This is a genomic window from Sinobaca sp. H24 (genome assembly GCF_023845525.1).
Genome location: NZ_JALBWT010000009.1, coordinates 28,834 through 44,207 on the forward strand (window position 1 = coordinate 28,834; position 15,374 = coordinate 44,207).

A 15,374-nucleotide genomic window follows, 5' to 3' on the forward strand; every position below is an offset into this window, starting at 1 on the left:
TGGAAAATGAATCCATGTTTCATACAATTGAAGAAGCTATTTATGAATTAATGCAGGGAAAAGCAGTCATCGTATGTGATGATGAAGACAGAGAAAATGAAGGCGACTTTGTAGCGCTCTCTGATAGAGTCACGCCGGAAACGATTAACTTTATGATTACCCACGGGCGCGGGCTGGTCTGTACGCCTATAACCGAACAAAGAGCTAGAGAACTCGAACTTGTTCCTATGGTAGATCACAACACAGATCCTCACGGTACTGCTTTTACAGTAAGTGTGGACCATAAGAGTGCATCAACCGGTATTTCTGCAAAAGAGCGGGCGGATACCATTCTGTCGCTTGTTGATAAAAAAACCCGGCCGCTTGACCTGAAGCGTCCCGGCCACGTGTTCCCTTTGATTGCTAAAGAAGGCGGTGTTCTCCGCAGAGCAGGGCATACGGAAGCGGCGGTTGATCTGGCACGACTTTCCGGCGCCGAGCCATCGGGGGTCATTTGTGAGATCATTAAAGAAGATGGAGAAATGGCCCGCGTACCCGAACTTATGGAAATAGCTGAAAAGCATGAAGTGAAAATGATTACAATTAAGGACCTTATTAAATACCGTCATAAAAAAGATAAGCTTGTTATAAGAGAAACAGAAGTGAAGCTTCCGACAGAATTTGGAGAATTTACGGCTTTTGGTTATACATCCGTGATTGACCAAAAAGAGAGTATCGCCCTTGTGAAAGGAAATATTCTTCCGGATGAACCTGTACTGGTGCGAGTGCATTCAGAATGTCTAACCGGGGATGTGTTCGGTTCCCACCGCTGTGACTGCGGTCCGCAGCTTCATGCGGCCCTGCATCAGATTGAACAGGAAGGAAGCGGTATTCTGCTTTATATGCGTCAGGAAGGAAGAGGTATTGGTCTGATTAATAAGCTGAAAGCCTATGAACTTCAAGAGCAGGGATATGATACAGTAGAAGCTAACGAAAAGCTTGGATTTGCACCCGATCTCCGGGAATATGGCATCGGCGCTCAGATTCTCAGGGATCTGGGAGTGAAAAAGATGAACCTGCTTACTAATAATCCAAGGAAAATTACCGGGCTGAAGGGCTATGATTTAGAAGTAATCGACCGCGTACCTATTCAGCTGCCATTTAACAAGGATAACGAAAAATATTTGCGAACCAAGCAGGGAAAAATGGGACACATGCTTCATTTCTAAAAAATTTATTACAGAATAAGGGAGTTTTCAGACATGGGAGAACATTTCGAAGGATCTATGACAGGTCAGGACTTAAAAATAGCAGTAGTAACAGGACGCTTTAACGATTTTATTACCGGACGCCTGCTTGAAGGAGCCGTTGGTACATTGAAGCGCCACGGTGTTAAAGAGGAAAACATTGATACGGTTTGGGTGCCGGGCGCATTTGAAATTCCTTATGCCTCAAAAAAACTCGCCCAGTCGAAAAAATATGATGCGATTATTACATTGGGTACTGTTATCCGAGGGGCGACTCCTCATTTCGATTATGTCTGCTCGGAAGCTGCTAAAGGAGTATCACAAGTAGCAATGAATTATGATGTTCCTGTTATCTTCGGCGTGTTAACGACAAATACAATTGAAGAAGCGATAGAGCGTGCTGGTACTAAAGCCGGTAATAAAGGCGCAGATGCAGCGCTGGCGGCAATTGAAATGGCGAATCTTGATAAACTAATTTAAATCATGTACAATATCGATAAATCACGTAACATGGCGGCAGCAACCGCCATGTTTTCGTGTTGTTTCAGGGCATTATTCTGCTGAGAAGTTAATGTCTTCCATTTTTCTAAAGTTATGAGGGGTATATGTATATGTTTATGAAATTCAAACCTGCACAACGGAAAATTGCAATGGGGCTGCTGTCATATACGCCGGATGAAAAGCAGATTAAAATTCTGCTTGAAACGGTACAGAAGTATGAAACAGAAAGCAGCTGGGAGCTTTTTTTATGGAAAGAAAAGGAAGATATCGTAGGCGTTATCGGTTTTGTAAATGAAGATGAAAACACAGTCAGGCTGCAGCATTTATGTGTGAACCCATCTTACCGGGGAGAAGGCCTGGGGAAAAGAATGGTAGAGGAAATGCAGGAGCGTCTTCAAAAAAATATCGTTCCTTCTGAGACTGTAAAAGGTTTTTTTGATGCCTGCCGTCCGGAAGAAATTCAAAGTACGTAAAAAAGCGTCCGCTTCGTAACAGGCGGACGCTTTCTTCATGGAAAAGAGAACTAAAATGAATAGCGGCTTGAAGAAAGCTGTCTAAGCAGTTTCTGTTCTTCGCGCTCTTTAATAACATCGGAACGGTCCCGACGTGTATGGCGGTCAATTAATTCTTTATCTTCCAAGTTGCTTTTCATCTGCCAGACAAGCTGACGGCTGCTGCATTCCTGTATGCAGTGCTGAACGAGGCCGGCATCCGTCAGCGGGATATTTAAATCCGAGTACGGGCTGTTTGATGAAAGCTGATCGAGCTGTATATAAATGCGGTTCAGCAGCTCATTTGTATCAATGGAAAGCTCCTGCAGGGAAGACGAGTGCTCGGCAATGATGCCGGAAGAGCGCAAAAGGACTTTCTCTGCTCCCGCTAAATTACCGCGGCGGTGATGATAGAGCCCAACGGCAAGCTGAATCAGGCCGACCCAGTGCTTATCGCGCATTCCTGCTTCTTTTTCTTTCCAGTGTTCTTCTAATAGTTCATGACATTCAAAGTAATCACGATAGCCGTGAAATTGAATGAGGAATTGAATATAGCTGTCAGAGTAAACAGGAGGCATAGCATGCCCTCACTTTCGTCGGGTATTTTCTTTGACAAAGTTCTGGAACGCAGCATAAGGCAATACTTTTACCACAAGTGCTTTTCATTAATCTACTCCAAAGCGTCAAACGTCATAAATTCGCCTATCGTTAAGCGGCAGGCGGGTATGATATAATTTATATGTGTGAAAGCGAGCAGAGGGGAAAAGAAATGAAGAAATACAGTGTAAAAATAGATGCATTCGAAGGGCCGCTCGATCTGCTGCTGCATTTAATTCAACAATCCGAAGTAGACATTTACAATATTTCTGTTTCGGCTGTTACAGCACAGTATCTCGATTATGTCCGTACGATGCAGGAGCTTCAGCTTGATGTAGCAAGCGAATATTTAGTGATGGCCGCCTCCCTGCTGGAGATTAAAAGCAGCATGCTTCTTCCGGCACCAATTTTTGCAGGAGAAGAAGAGGAAGACATGGATTATGATCCCCGGGAAGAGCTGATTTATCGTTTATCCGAGTATAAAAAATATAAAGCGGCGGCAGGTTATTTAAAAGAGCATGAAGCCGAGGCCGGAACGTATTATACAAAGCCATTTTCCGAATCATGGCAGAATTATAAAGACACTAAAGAAGATACGGCGCTGCCTGATAATGTAACTATTTATGATATGATCGATGCCCTGCAGAGACTGCAGACACGCGTAGCATTCAACAAGCCTTCTTCAGCAGTGATTAAGCCTGAATCCTACTCCGTGGAAGAGATGATTGGTTCTATTGAAAGCACTTTAGCATCACGGCAGGGGAGCTGTTTATTCGCGGATTTTTTCCGGGAAGCAGACAAACCGAAAGTGGTCGTTACTTTTCTGGCTATGCTGGAAATGATGAAGCAGCAAAAAATTATTTGTACACAAAATGGCAATTTCTCTGATATAGAGGTACATACCGCTGGAGGAACAATGTATGATCAATAAGGAAGAACAAAAGGCAGTTCTCGAATCCCTGCTTTATGTAAGCGGGGAGCAGGGAGTAGAGATAGAAGAAGCAGCAGCCCTGCTGGAGATAAGCGAGGAAGAGTGCGCTGTTCTGCTCGAGGAAATGAAGCAGTACAGGGATGAAACAAAAGGCGGGCTTTGTCTCAAGCAGGCAGGCACTACTTATCATATGGCGACAAAAGATGAGTTTGCTCCGTATATAGAACAATATGTCATAACCCCGGACCGGCCCAAACTTTCGCAGGCTGCTTTGGAAACCCTGGCAATTATAGCTTATAACGAACCTATTACGAAATCGGAAATTGATGAGATACGAAGTGTAAGCTCAGGCAGCTCCCTTCAGACATTGGTTGCAAAGGCCCTGATAGCAGAGGCAGGACGAGCAGATAAGATAGGACGTCCAATTCTCTATCGTACGTCTAAACGTTTTTTGGAATACTTTGAGCTTACCTCGCTGAAGGAGCTCCCGGATATTGATCAGTTCACTGAAGAAAAATCAGAAGAGCCGGATCAATTTTTCAGCCGGATTGGTACATGGGAAGAAGACGAAAGATAAGGAGCTTCAGGCCTGAAAAAAGGTTGTGGTTCCCCGGCATGATGCGTATGATATAGAGGATGAGGTGAAGCAGATGGAAAGATTGCAAAAAGTAATAGCAAGTGCAGGAATCACGTCCAGAAGAAAAGCAGAGAAGCTGATGGAAGAGGGCCGTGTGACTGTGAATGGTGAGGTAGTAAAAGAATTAGGAACAAAAGTAACGGTTGGAAATGACGTGGTAGAAGTAGATGGTGTTCCTTTGGATAAGGAGCAGCCAATTTATTTTCTTCTATATAAGCCTAAATCGATTATTTCAGCTGTAAGTGATGATAAAGGCCGTAAAGTCGTTAACGATTTTCTGCCGGATGTAGAGCAGCGTATTTTTCCAGTAGGACGCCTCGATTATGAGACGTCGGGAGCGCTTCTTTTAACAAATGATGGTGACTTTGCCCATTTGATGATGCATCCCCGTAATAAAATTGTAAAAACATATATTGCGAAAGTAGAAGGCAGACCATCAAAAGAAAACCTGAAAAAACTCGAGCGCGGCATTCATCTAGAAGACGGAAAAACAGCACCTGCTAAAGTGAATGTGAAGTCATCCAATAAATCAGGAAACTCTTCTATTATTGAAATTTCTATTCATGAAGGAAAAAACCAGCAGGTTAGACGGATGTTTGAACATATCGGCCATAAAGTAATAAAGCTGAAGCGTGAAAGTTACGCATTTCTAACGCTGCATGGTTTAGAGCCCGGCGATTCAAGAGAGTTAAAACCAATTGAAATAAAAAAACTGCGTGATCTTGCTGAGAAAGAATAAAAAAAGGCTTTCTGTTTCATTACATAAGCAGAAAGCCTGCTTTATCAAATAAGTAAAGAAACAGATGCCCGGCAGGGTAAGCTAATGGGGTGTTTCAATGGCTAAAGTGATTTGTGAATGCGGTTACTCAAATCCAGAAGGAACCGATCTTTGTGAAGCGTGCGGAAAACCATTAAACGAAAAAGCAAAGAAGCAGACGCTCGTAGATATGAGATATGAGGGAGTTGCACGTCGTTCCCAAACGTACAATAAGTCGATTATCGATAAAATCTGGAACTTTTTTTCTTCGGTAAAAGTAGGCATATGGATTATTGTACTAACTTTACTGGCATCTTCACTGGGGACAATTTTTCCGCAGGAAATGTACATTCCCAATAACGTATCAGCAGCTGATCATTATCAGGAAGAGTACGGGGTGCTCGGACAAATTTATTACACGCTCGGATTACATAATATGTACAGCTCCTGGTGGTATATGGCGTTAATTGCCTCTTTGGGAATTTCGTTAATTATTGCAAGCCTTGACCGGGTCGTTCCGCTGTACCGGGTATTAAAGCATCAAAAAGTTACCAGAAATGAAGGCTTTCTGCGCAGGCAGCGAATGTTCGGTGAAATGGCGGTGCCGGCTGATGAAAACCAGTTGGAAGCGGCGAAGGAAGTTTTGAAAAAAAAAAGTTTACGATTCGGGAAGAAGGAGATAACCTGGTTGCAGAAAAAGGGCGTTTCTCAAGATGGGGTCCATACGTCAACCACGTCGGACTGATTATATTTTTAACCGGCGCGATGCTGCGCTTTTTTCCGGGAATGTATGTAGATGAAGTAGTCTGGGTGCGTGAAGGAGAAACGGAAGTTGTGCCGGGGACGGACGGCGAATATTTTGTTGAAAACGAACAGTTCTTCCTGGAAATGTATGACGAAGAAGATGAGACCTTTGCTACCGCTCTCGAGAGAGCTGGAGGAAATATTGTCGAAACCTTCCAAACGGATGCGATCGTCTATGAACGGGAAGAAGGCGGGACAATCGGTGAAGAACCGGAACTCGAAGAAGTAACCCAGGATGAAATCCGGGTAAATGAACCGCTTTCTTTTGACGGATTCAGCCTATACCAGGTGGACTACAAATTAAATGAATTAAATGTGATGATTCTCGAAATGGTAAATAGAGAAACCGGAGAAAGCGCAGGTGAACTTCGGATCGATTTGTTTAACCCTGAAAATGAATATGATTTAGGAGACGGATACCGTGTCGTGATTGACTCTTATTTTCCTAATTTCGAATTTAACGAAGAGGGAGAACCTGCTACGATATCAAGTATTCCAGATAATCCCGCTTTTATCTTTCAAATGTTTTCACCAGAACACCCGGAAGAGGGAGAGTACAGCTTTGTAGGTATCCAGAGAAATGAGGATGTATTTGGGGAAAACGACTATGAAATGAGTTTTCAGAATGTGGAAACAAAAACGTAACCGGACTGACGGTTCGAAAAGATAACACGCTCCCCTTTATTGCAGTGGGAGGCATCATATTCATGATTGGTTTAACTCAAGGATCCTACTGGTCCCACCGAAGAATATGGCTGAAGAAAGAAAATGGCAGCCTTCTGTATGCAGGCCATGCCAATAAGCACTGGCAGACGCTTAAGCGTGATTTTGACGCATTGGATGAAGAAGCCGGTATTTCTCCTCCTGTAGACCAGGTAGCTGAAAAAGAACAAGAGGAAGAACGGAAAAAACAACAAGAAGGGGGAAGCTAGCGATGGAGCAGCTCAGCGGAAATCTATTATTGACGGCTTTTTTCCTTTATCTACTCGCAACAATTCTTTTTGCCGTCTCCGTAACCGGAAGAAAATGGCGGGACAAATTCGGCGATATGAAAGGAAATAAATGGGGGACGCTCGGATTTTTAGCAGCTTTAGGCGGTTTTTTGTTTTCAATCGGCTATTTTATAACACGCTGGATGGCTTCCGGGCATGCTCCTGTCAGCAATATGTTTGAATATACGACATTTCTCGGAATAGCGATAGGATTTGCCTTTTTGATTTTGTACTCCATCTACAAATCCAATGTTCTTGGAATGTTTGCAATGCCGATTATTATGCTGATCATTGCCTATGCATCGATTTTTCCAACAGAAGTAGAGCCTTTAATTCCTGCTCTGCAGAGCTATTGGCTGCAGATACATGTAACAACTACGGCGCTTGGACAGGGAATACTAGCCATTGGTTTTGTCGCCGGCTTGATTTATTTAATCCGGACGGTTGATTTCAAAAGAGGCGGAAAAAAAGTATTCTGGCTGGAATTTATTATGTTCAGCATGCTTACTGTAGTAGCCTTTGTGATTATACGCTATGCATTTAATTTGTTTGGCTATCAGACGGTTTTCCAATACACAGATGAAAATGGGCTGCAGGCAGAAATGATATACGAGCTTCCACCGATTCTTGGACCAAATAACGGTGAGCTTATTCAACAGGGAAGCTGGGAACCTCTTTTCCTTCTGCCGGAATGGATAAGAAGCGATGATGCTAATACGCTCGTATGGACGTTTGCGGCAGCGGTTGTTTTATATTTCATCGTCCGGCTTGTGCTTCGTAAACCGTTAAGTCAATTTTTACAGCCGCTTATCCGCGCGTAAGCCCGGATAAGATTGACGAGTTGAGTTATAGAGCCATAGCGATAGGGTTTCCTATATTCACACTGGGAGGACTTATTTTTGCTATGATATGGGCACAGATAGCCTGGACTCGTTTCTGGGGATGGGATCCTAAAGAAGTATGGGCATTAATTACCTTTTTGTTTTATGCCGCCTATCTGCACCTTCGTTTAACCCGCGGATGGCATGGAGAACGTTCGGCATGGCTGTGTGTGATTTTTTGCGATTATTATGTTCAACCTCGTTTTTGTTAATTTAGTTATTGCCGGTCTTCATTCCTATGCATAACATTACCTCAAAGACTGAACCTTCACGGGGGAAGTCTTTTTTTACAATCTATGGAAGAATGGCTTCGATAAGTGGCAGGAGATGAGAGAATAGGGCAATCATGCTAAATAAGCAGGAGAGTATGAGTAATAGGCAATAAGGAGGCAGCTTTATATGGCACAGGAAACAAGAGTATTGGTTGTAGATGATGAAGACCGCATCCGCCGTCTTCTGAAAATGTATTTAGAAAAAGAAGAATTTATTGTAGTCGAAGCTGAGAACGGGGAAGAAGCGCTTGAAACGGCGTTAAATGAAGAATTTGATGTAATCCTTCTGGACTTGATGCTTCCCGGTATGGACGGAGAAGAAGTCTGTCAGGAGCTCAGGAAACAAAAGCAACGCCGGTTTTATGCTGACTGCTAAAGGAGAAGAAGCCAATCGTGTACAGGGCTTTGAAATAGGTGCGGACGATTATATTGTGAAACCTTTTAGTCCAAGAGAAGTTATTCTTCGGATAAAAGCACTGCTGCGCAGATCCTCGGCAACCAAATTTCTGCAGACGGAAACAGAAGCGAAAAATGTACTGTCTTTCCTCATCTGACGATTGATAACGATGCGCACCGTGTTACGGTGAATGACAAAGCGGTAGGGCTTACACCAAAAGAGTATGAACTGCTTCTCTACCTTGCCCAGTCGCCGGACAAAGTCTTTTCCAGAGAGCAGCTGTTAAAAGACGTATGGAACTATGACTTCTTCGGTGACCTGCGCACGGTGGATACACACGTGAAACGACTGCGTGAAAAATTGAGCCGTATCTCCGAGGAAGCGGCAAACATGATTTCCACTGTGTGGGGAGTAGGTTATAAATTCGAGGCAGCGAAAGACTAATGCTGTGGCGGAGCGTAGTTGGAAAACTATGGCTGACTATTCTTTTGTTAGTGCTTGTCGTTCTTCTTATTCTAACGTTTCTTTTGCTGCAGTTTTTGAGCAGTACCATATTTCCGAAGCAGAGGAGCAGTTGACCAATCATGCGAATGTAATGGTCAGCATCCTCGAAGAACAGGACGAAGAAACAACAAGACCGCTGATTGAACGGATGGCTGCTTCCTATAACACGCAGGTAGTTATTATTACAGAGGACGAGGCCTGGTATCCGGAGATAAATCATTCTAATAACATATTTCTTCCGGTGGAGCGGTTTTATGAAGACAATCGTTTATCCGGTGTCATTAATGAGCGTGAAGATGTAACGATGCACGGAGACTTTTTTGGAAGCGGCGAAGAAGATGATGATGAAATCTTTGTCGTTGGCGTTCCATTCGTATCAAACGACGGCGAAGAAAGCTCATTGTTTTTATATCAATCGCTGAATGTGATTGAAGATACGACAGGCGAAACCCAGCAGATTATTTTTTGTCAGCGGGAATTGCTATCATATTAACAACTGTTTTTACCTTTTTTTTATCTACAAGAATTACCGCTCCGCTGCGGAAAATGAGGCAGCTTGCTCTGGATGTTGTTAAAGGGGATTTCGAGACCAAAGTACCAGTCATCTCCAATGATGAGATCGGACAGCTTGGTAATGCGTTCAATCGGATGAGACGGAAATTAAATCAAAATATTACCGAACTCAATCAGGAGAAAGAGCAGCTCAGCCGTATCCTTCTGAGCATGGCGGATGGAGTCATCACTATTGACCGCAAAGGCGCTATTGTTCTGACTAATCCGCCTGCTGACGGTTTCTGCTGGCACTTGAATATCAAAATGAGCAGGAGGGCAAAACAACTCCTCTGCCTAAAGAAATGAAAAAAATATTTCAACAGGTGGTCGGCATGGAACAGGAGCAGCTTTCCGAAATAGATGTACAGGGCCGCAGCTATGCTGTACTAATGACGCCATTATATGATGAAGCGTTTGTCAGAGGTGCTGTAGCGGTGATACGGGACATGACGGAAGAAAGACAGCATGATAAGCTTCGTAAAGACTTTATCGCGAATGTCTCCCATGAACTCAGAACACCGATATCTATGCTGCAGGGCTACAGCGAGGCCATCGTAGACGGCATTGCAGCAACAGAAGAAGAGAAAAAGAGATAGGCCAGATTATTTATGAAGAGTCACTGAGGATGGGGCGTCTTGTTAATGAAACTGCTGGACCTGGCCCGTATGGAAGCAGGATATCTTCACCTGGAAAAGAATGGATGGACGTTAAAGCTTTAACGGAAAAAATGGAAAAGAAATTTCAAGGGCTTTCCTCAGAAGCAGAGCTGACGCTGGAGTCTTCTGTAAAAGGAGATGAACCATTTATTCTGGCGGATGCTGATCGAATAGAGCAGGTGTTAACAAACCTCGTGCATAATGCGATCCGGCATACTGAAGCCGGGGGCGCGTTCTTTGGAAATGTCGAACAGCTCCGACGGTTTATCCGCCGCTGTCGTTGACAATGGCACGGGAATACCTGATGAAGATCTGCCATTTATTTTTGAAAGGTTTTATAAAGCGGATAAAGCGCGGACGCGGAGCAAGGGAGGTACCGGACTTGGTCTGGCTATCGCCAAGAATATCGTAGAAGCACATGGTGGATACATTGCTGCGCAGAGCAGAATGAATGAGGGAACGACCTTTCGTTTTTATATCCCTTCTGATAATGAAAAAATGAAGAATGGTAGGAGGGGAAAAAATGAAAGCCTGGTTTGAGGAGCATTTTCAAGAGGATTATTTAAAAGTATATGACCATCGGGATGAAACAAAAGCGGCTGGAGAACTTCAGTCGCTGATGTCTTACATGCCTATGGAAAAAGGAATGAAGGCTGTCGATTTATGCTGTGGAAATGGAAGACACGCCAGGTGGCTCGGCAGAAAGGGAATTGATGTCACAGGAATTGACCTCTCCCCGGCGCTCTTAAAGAAGGCCATTGATCTTACAAATGATCTTCCTGTTCAGTACAGACGCGCCGATATCCGGACTGTTGATATTAAACAGGAATTCGAGGCCGCATTTAACGTGTTTACAAGCTTCGGTTATTTTCTTGAAGATGAAGAAAATGAACTTGTTTTTCAAAAAGCATCTGATGCGCTGCTTCCCGGCGGATGGTTTTTATTTGATTATTTAAACCCTTCGTATGTCCGTGAAAATCTTATTGCACACGATGAAACGGAAAAAGACGGTATGATCGTCATTCAGGAAAGACATGCCGGCAGGGATTATGTCGAAAAGAAGATTACAATTAAAGAAGATGGAGCAGAAAGACGATATGTAGAGCGGGTTAAGCTTTATGAGGAAGAACAGCTGCGTCGCATGCTCGAACGATATCAGCTTGAACCTGTACATTTCTTCGGGGATTATAATGCGGCTGCATACGATTACAGCAGATCTCCCCGGCAGATTTTTATTTGCCGGAAAAAAGGATAAGTGATTTGCTCGATAATTGCTGTGCATCGAACACTGATAATGTATACTAAAGAAGATTGTCCTAATAAATAGAATATACTATATATGGTCGGAAAGAATATTCTTTCCGTTAAAAGGGAAACCGGTGAAATGCCGGTACGGTCCCGCCACTGTAAGTGCAGCTTTCAAAGAAGCAGTCCACTGTTCTGTAAGAACGGGAAGGATCTTTGAATTGGGCATAAGTCAGGATACCTGCCATATATGTAATCGGTGCTGCACTCTCGGGGATAAGAGGATGCCGGATATAAAGCGTTTTGGCTGCGTGCGGCCGCTGCGTATGTCCGCTCTTTCCATTTCAGGGAAGAGCTTTTCTTATTATCTTACATAGAGCTCAATGAAAAGTACTGGCATTCTGGATTTGCAGGATATACCAACTTAGGGGGAAATGATATGAAAAAAGCGCTATTGTTAACAATGACGGTTGGAATGGCAGCAGGGCTTGCTGCCTGCGGCGGTGAAACAGAAGAAGGACAAGAACAGGAAAACGCTGAAGAAGAAAACACGAGCAGGCGGAAGGATATCCTGTAACCGTGACCGACGGCATGGGAGAAGAAGTAACGATTGAAGAAGAACCTGAAATATTGTCAGTCTGCTGCCAAGTAATACAGAAATCGCATTTGCTCTCGGACTGGAAGATCAGATCGTTGGCGTGACTGATTTTGATACGTATCCGGAAGAAGCTCAGGAAAAACAGAGTGTAGGCGGACTCGATTTTGATGTAGAAACAGTTCTCTCTCTCGAGCCGGATCTTATTTTGACCGATTCTTCTGCTGCACAGAATTCTGAAGAGGGGTTGAATCAGCTTGAAGAAGCGGGGGCAGAGATTCTTATCGTAAATGATGCTACGTCATTTGAAGAGACATACGATACGATCGATATGATTGGTCAGGCTACCGGAACAGAGGAAGAAGCTTCCACTATAGTGGAAACGATGCAGGAAGACGTGGCCTCTATTGAAGAAACAGCCTCTGAAATTTCTGAGGAAGACCGCAAAACCGTCTGGGTGGAAGTAGATGCGCCGCCGCCTGATATCTATACTACGGACAAAATACGTTTATGGATGAAATGCTTGATATCATTCAGGCTGATAATGCGGCTGCCGAAGAAGAGGGCTGGGTTCCTTATACAGAAGAGATGCTGTGGCCTCAACCCGGATGTTATCGTTACAACATACGGATTTAGAGTGGAAAATTCTACGGAGAACATCTTAAACCGCGATGGCTGGTCTGATGTGCCTGCAGTAGAAAATGAAGAAGTTTATGATTTAGAGAGCGATCTGGTAAGCCGCCCGGGACCACGTTTAACAGATGGTCTGCAGCATATGGCAGAAGTGGTGTATCCGGATGTCTTTACTGAAGAGCAGTAAGCCGGCTGCTTATATTGCAGCTCTGGCATTTTTAGCAGCGAGTATTGTAGTAGGGGTTTCTGTTGGAAGTGTGCAGGTGCCATTTGCAACAAGTGCAGAAATTATCGGGCGTACCGCGCTCGGCCTCGACTTCCCGCCTCATCTGGATACAACGTTTGTTAATATTATTAAAGAAATAAGGCTGCCTAGAGTTTTGTTAGCGGTTCTTGTAGGGGCAGGGCTTGCAATCGCAGGCGCTGCCTTTCAAGGATTATTAAAAAACCCATTGGCGGACCCTTATACTCTAGGTGTATCTTCAGGTTCTTCTCTTGGGGCGGTAACAGTTATATTTTTAGGTCTTTCGATTCCTGGACTCGGTCGGTTTACCCTGCCGGCTGTCAGCGTTTTGTTTGGAATGATTACGCTCTTGCTTCTGCTTGGGTTTGTTAAAGCGATTGAGCGCAGCCTTTCCACAGAAACGATTATTTTAGCAGGCATCATTTTTAGTTCATTTTTAGGTTCGTTAATATCATTGATGATTGCTTTAACAGGAGATGAGCTCAGACAGATTATCAGCTGGCTTATGGGAAGTGTGGCGATGAGAGGGTGGGAATACGTAGGATTGATTCTGCCTTTCTTTATCGTAGGCTGCCTGATTTTATTATGGAATGCGAAAGAGCTGAATGCGCTTGTTTTTGGAGAAGAAACGGCAAAGACGCTGGGAGTGAATACAAAAGTCCGGCGAATGGCGATATTAGCTGCCGCTTCTATTATTACCGGTTCGGCAGTGGCAGTATCTGGAACTATTGGATTTGTTGGGCTCGTTGTACCTCATTTAACCCGATTGATCTGGGGCCCGGATCACAGGCATTTGCTGCCGCTTTCGATGCTTATCGGCGGAGGGTTTCTGGCACTGACAGATCTGCTGGCCCGTACGATTATTGCACCGACGGAGCTTCCGATTGGTGTTATTACGGCAGTAGCAGGGGCTCCGGTTTTTGGACTGCTGCTTTTCCAACAGCGGCGTCTGTCAAGACAAATTGGAAAAAGGAGGTAGACAGATGCTGTTTGACGTTCATCAGCTCACGGCTGGATACGGTGGAGAAGATGTTATTAAAGACATTTCCTTAACGGTACAAGAGCATGAAATTTTTGGTATTATCGGTCCGAACGGCAGTGGAAAGTCAACCCTTCTTAAATGTATGTACCGCGGACTTGAAACGGATTCCGGATCTATTGAAATAGACGGTCGTGCGCTTTTGACCTATTCCAATAAAGATCTTGCTAAAAAAATTGCCGTTCTTCCCCAGCACACGGAAACAACTTTTTCCTATACGGCCAGGCAGGTCGTGGAACTTGGCCGCTATCCGCATCAAAGCGGCTGGTTCAACAACACTAAAATAGAAGACAAGAGAATCGTGGACAAGGCAATGCAGGAAACAAGAGTAGAATCCTTTGCAGATCTTCCAATGGAAACACTAAGCGGAGGTGAAAAACAGCGGGTGCTTTTAGCCCGTGCTCTTGCGCAGGAGCCCCAGATTCTCCTTCTGGATGAGCCGACAAATCATTTGGATATTTCTCATCAAATGAATCTGCTTAATACACTTAGGGAATGGACCAGCGCGGGCAAAATAACCGTCGTAGCTATACTGCATGATTTGAATATGGCAGCGATGTTTTGTGACCGCCTGATGCTTCTTGATGAAGGCAGGGATGCAGGAACGGGTAAACCAGGAACTGTGCTGAAAAAAGATAAAATTGAGGAGGTTTACGCGGCTTCGGTTAACCGAAAAAGCCCATCCTGCTGTTCCTAGTCCGCTAATTACGTTAACACCAAACGCTGCAAAGGATAAAGAGGAAGCCGCTATCGACCGGATGGAGATCCAGCGAAGCCGGGATTTTGTGAAGATATCATCTGAAGACTACTGGAAAACGTTCTCCTCTTCAATTATCGGGGAAGGTTTTGGCTGGCACAAAGTATTCGTGAACCGCCATGTGTCGCTTGATTATAATATCGATGATGCAAAACAGGAATATATTGATTATATGAAAACACATCAGATTGACCCGGACGAAGCAGTGGGCATGATGACGGCGGCCAGGCTGGAAAACGGCAGAGAAACGAGAAGAATGGTTGAAGGAGCCGATGTCTGGGTGATGGCTACGGCAGGAGTGTCCAACGCCCTCGATGCTTCACGGGCATACGAGCAGCATATGCAAATGGAAATAGGCACAATAAATATTTGGATATTCGTCGATGGACGTCTTCCGGAAGCTGCGTTTGCCCAGGTTATGATGACAGCAACCGAAGCAAAAACAAGGGCGCTGATGGATAGAAATGTTAAAGACCAGGTGACGGGTACAATGGCGACGGGAACTTCAACAGACAGCTTGATGGTAGCGGCGACGCAGAGAGGAATGCATCATCCTTATGGCGGAACAGCAACGGTTTTAGGAAGACATGTCGCAAAAGCCGTGTACGATAGTGTATATAATGCATTGGAAAAATAGGAATGAATAGAAAGAGGCTTTAACAT

At 44.3% G+C, this 15,374-nt stretch carries 11 protein-coding genes, 5 pseudogenes and 1 riboswitch; of the genes and pseudogenes, 15 read left to right on the forward strand and 1 reads right to left on the reverse strand.

The features are described 5' to 3' along the window. Positions 1 to 14: 14 nt before the first annotated feature. The 3 genes from MMY81_RS13410 (at position 15) to MMY81_RS13420 (ending at position 2,200) form a co-directional block, all read left to right on the forward strand. On the forward strand, positions 15 to 1,208 hold the full coding sequence (locus MMY81_RS13410) for a bifunctional 3,4-dihydroxy-2-butanone-4-phosphate synthase/GTP cyclohydrolase II (RefSeq protein WP_252313417.1): 1,194 nt from the start codon (positions 15 to 17) through the stop codon (positions 1,206 to 1,208). Between the two features lie 33 nt (positions 1,209 to 1,241). After that, positions 1,242 to 1,706, forward strand: coding sequence for a 6,7-dimethyl-8-ribityllumazine synthase (ribH, locus tag MMY81_RS13415; protein ID WP_252313307.1), 465 nt, complete (start codon positions 1,242 to 1,244; stop codon positions 1,704 to 1,706). A 137-nt stretch (positions 1,707 to 1,843) separates the two neighbouring features. After that, a complete protein-coding gene (locus MMY81_RS13420) occupies positions 1,844 to 2,200 on the forward strand; it encodes a GNAT family N-acetyltransferase (RefSeq protein WP_252313308.1) in 357 nt (118 codons plus the stop codon). A gap of 50 nt (positions 2,201 to 2,250) precedes the next feature. Here the strand turns inward: MMY81_RS13420 and MMY81_RS13425 are convergent, their stop codons facing one another. Further along, positions 2,251 to 2,796, reverse strand: coding sequence for a DUF309 domain-containing protein (locus MMY81_RS13425; protein ID WP_252313309.1), 546 nt, complete (start codon positions 2,794 to 2,796; stop codon positions 2,251 to 2,253). 191 nt (positions 2,797 to 2,987) lie between these two features. Between MMY81_RS13425 and MMY81_RS13430 the strand changes: the two genes are divergently transcribed. The 12 genes and pseudogenes from MMY81_RS13430 (at position 2,988) to MMY81_RS13490 (ending at position 15,348) form a co-directional block, all read left to right on the forward strand. Next, positions 2,988 to 3,746: a segregation/condensation protein A gene (locus tag MMY81_RS13430; RefSeq protein WP_252313310.1), complete on the forward strand. Its 759-nt coding sequence runs from the start codon at positions 2,988 to 2,990 to the stop codon at positions 3,744 to 3,746. Continuing rightward, on the forward strand, positions 3,736 to 4,323 hold the full coding sequence (scpB, locus tag MMY81_RS13435) for an SMC-Scp complex subunit ScpB (RefSeq protein ID WP_252313311.1): 588 nt from the start codon (positions 3,736 to 3,738) through the stop codon (positions 4,321 to 4,323). Before MMY81_RS13430 ends, scpB begins: the two co-directional genes overlap by 11 nt. 73 nt (positions 4,324 to 4,396) lie before the next feature. Then, entirely contained in the window at positions 4,397 to 5,122 is a 726-nt protein-coding gene (locus MMY81_RS13440; RefSeq protein WP_252313312.1) for a pseudouridine synthase, read from the forward strand. A gap of 97 nt (positions 5,123 to 5,219) precedes the next feature. After that, positions 5,220 to 6,876, forward strand: a pseudogene (gene resB, locus MMY81_RS13445) (cytochrome c biogenesis protein ResB). Positions 6,877 to 6,878: 2 nt separating this feature from the next. Beyond that, positions 6,879 to 8,063: pseudogene (gene ccsB / locus MMY81_RS13450) on the forward strand (c-type cytochrome biogenesis protein CcsB). Between the two features lie 153 nt (positions 8,064 to 8,216). Further along, a pseudogene (locus MMY81_RS13455) lies at positions 8,217 to 8,930 on the forward strand (response regulator transcription factor). Continuing rightward, a pseudogene (locus MMY81_RS13460) lies at positions 8,930 to 10,738 on the forward strand (ATP-binding protein). Before MMY81_RS13455 ends, MMY81_RS13460 begins: the two co-directional pseudogenes overlap by 1 nt. Next, positions 10,722 to 11,453 carry a class I SAM-dependent methyltransferase gene (locus MMY81_RS13465; protein WP_252313313.1) on the forward strand — a complete coding sequence of 244 codons (732 nt, stop codon included), beginning with the start codon at positions 10,722 to 10,724 and terminating at the stop codon, positions 11,451 to 11,453. Before MMY81_RS13460 ends, MMY81_RS13465 begins: the two are co-directional and overlap by 17 nt. 68 nt (positions 11,454 to 11,521) lie before the next feature. Next, positions 11,522 to 11,706, forward strand: a riboswitch (cobalamin riboswitch). A 176-nt stretch (positions 11,707 to 11,882) separates the two neighbouring features. Then, positions 11,883 to 12,858 (forward strand): annotated as a pseudogene (locus MMY81_RS13475) (ABC transporter substrate-binding protein). Continuing rightward, positions 12,836 to 13,894, forward strand: coding sequence for a FecCD family ABC transporter permease (locus tag MMY81_RS13480; RefSeq protein ID WP_252313315.1), 1,059 nt, complete (start codon positions 12,836 to 12,838; stop codon positions 13,892 to 13,894). Before MMY81_RS13475 ends, MMY81_RS13480 begins: the two are co-directional and overlap by 23 nt. 4 nt (positions 13,895 to 13,898) lie before the next feature. Continuing rightward, positions 13,899 to 14,651: an ABC transporter ATP-binding protein gene (locus tag MMY81_RS13485; protein ID WP_252313316.1), complete on the forward strand. Its 753-nt coding sequence runs from the start codon at positions 13,899 to 13,901 to the stop codon at positions 14,649 to 14,651. Between the two features lie 88 nt (positions 14,652 to 14,739). Next, the gene (locus MMY81_RS13490) at positions 14,740 to 15,348 is read left to right on the forward strand and encodes an adenosylcobinamide amidohydrolase (RefSeq protein ID WP_252313317.1); all 609 of its coding nucleotides are present in this window, start codon (positions 14,740 to 14,742) and stop codon (positions 15,346 to 15,348) included. Positions 15,349 to 15,374: the final 26 nt, after the last annotated feature.

Bases quoted from the DNA above. Each gene is read 5' to 3' on its own strand.
- MMY81_RS13410 (WP_252313417.1), top strand. From the start codon at position 15: ATGTTTCATACAATTGAAGAAGCTATTTATGAATTAATGCAGGGAAAA.
- ribH (WP_252313307.1), top strand. From the start codon at position 1,242: ATGGGAGAACATTTCGAAGGATCTATGACAGGTCAGGACTTAAAAATA.
- MMY81_RS13420 (WP_252313308.1), top strand. From the start codon at position 1,844: ATGAAATTCAAACCTGCACAACGGAAAATTGCAATGGGGCTGCTGTCA.
- MMY81_RS13425 (WP_252313309.1), bottom strand. From the start codon at position 2,796: ATGCCTCCTGTTTACTCTGACAGCTATATTCAATTCCTCATTCAATTT.
- MMY81_RS13430 (WP_252313310.1), top strand. From the start codon at position 2,988: ATGAAGAAATACAGTGTAAAAATAGATGCATTCGAAGGGCCGCTCGAT.
- scpB (WP_252313311.1), top strand. From the start codon at position 3,736: ATGATCAATAAGGAAGAACAAAAGGCAGTTCTCGAATCCCTGCTTTAT.
- MMY81_RS13440 (WP_252313312.1), top strand. From the start codon at position 4,397: ATGGAAAGATTGCAAAAAGTAATAGCAAGTGCAGGAATCACGTCCAGA.
- MMY81_RS13465 (WP_252313313.1), top strand. From the start codon at position 10,722: ATGAAAGCCTGGTTTGAGGAGCATTTTCAAGAGGATTATTTAAAAGTA.
- MMY81_RS13480 (WP_252313315.1), top strand. From the start codon at position 12,836: ATGTCTTTACTGAAGAGCAGTAAGCCGGCTGCTTATATTGCAGCTCTG.
- MMY81_RS13485 (WP_252313316.1), top strand. From the start codon at position 13,899: ATGCTGTTTGACGTTCATCAGCTCACGGCTGGATACGGTGGAGAAGAT.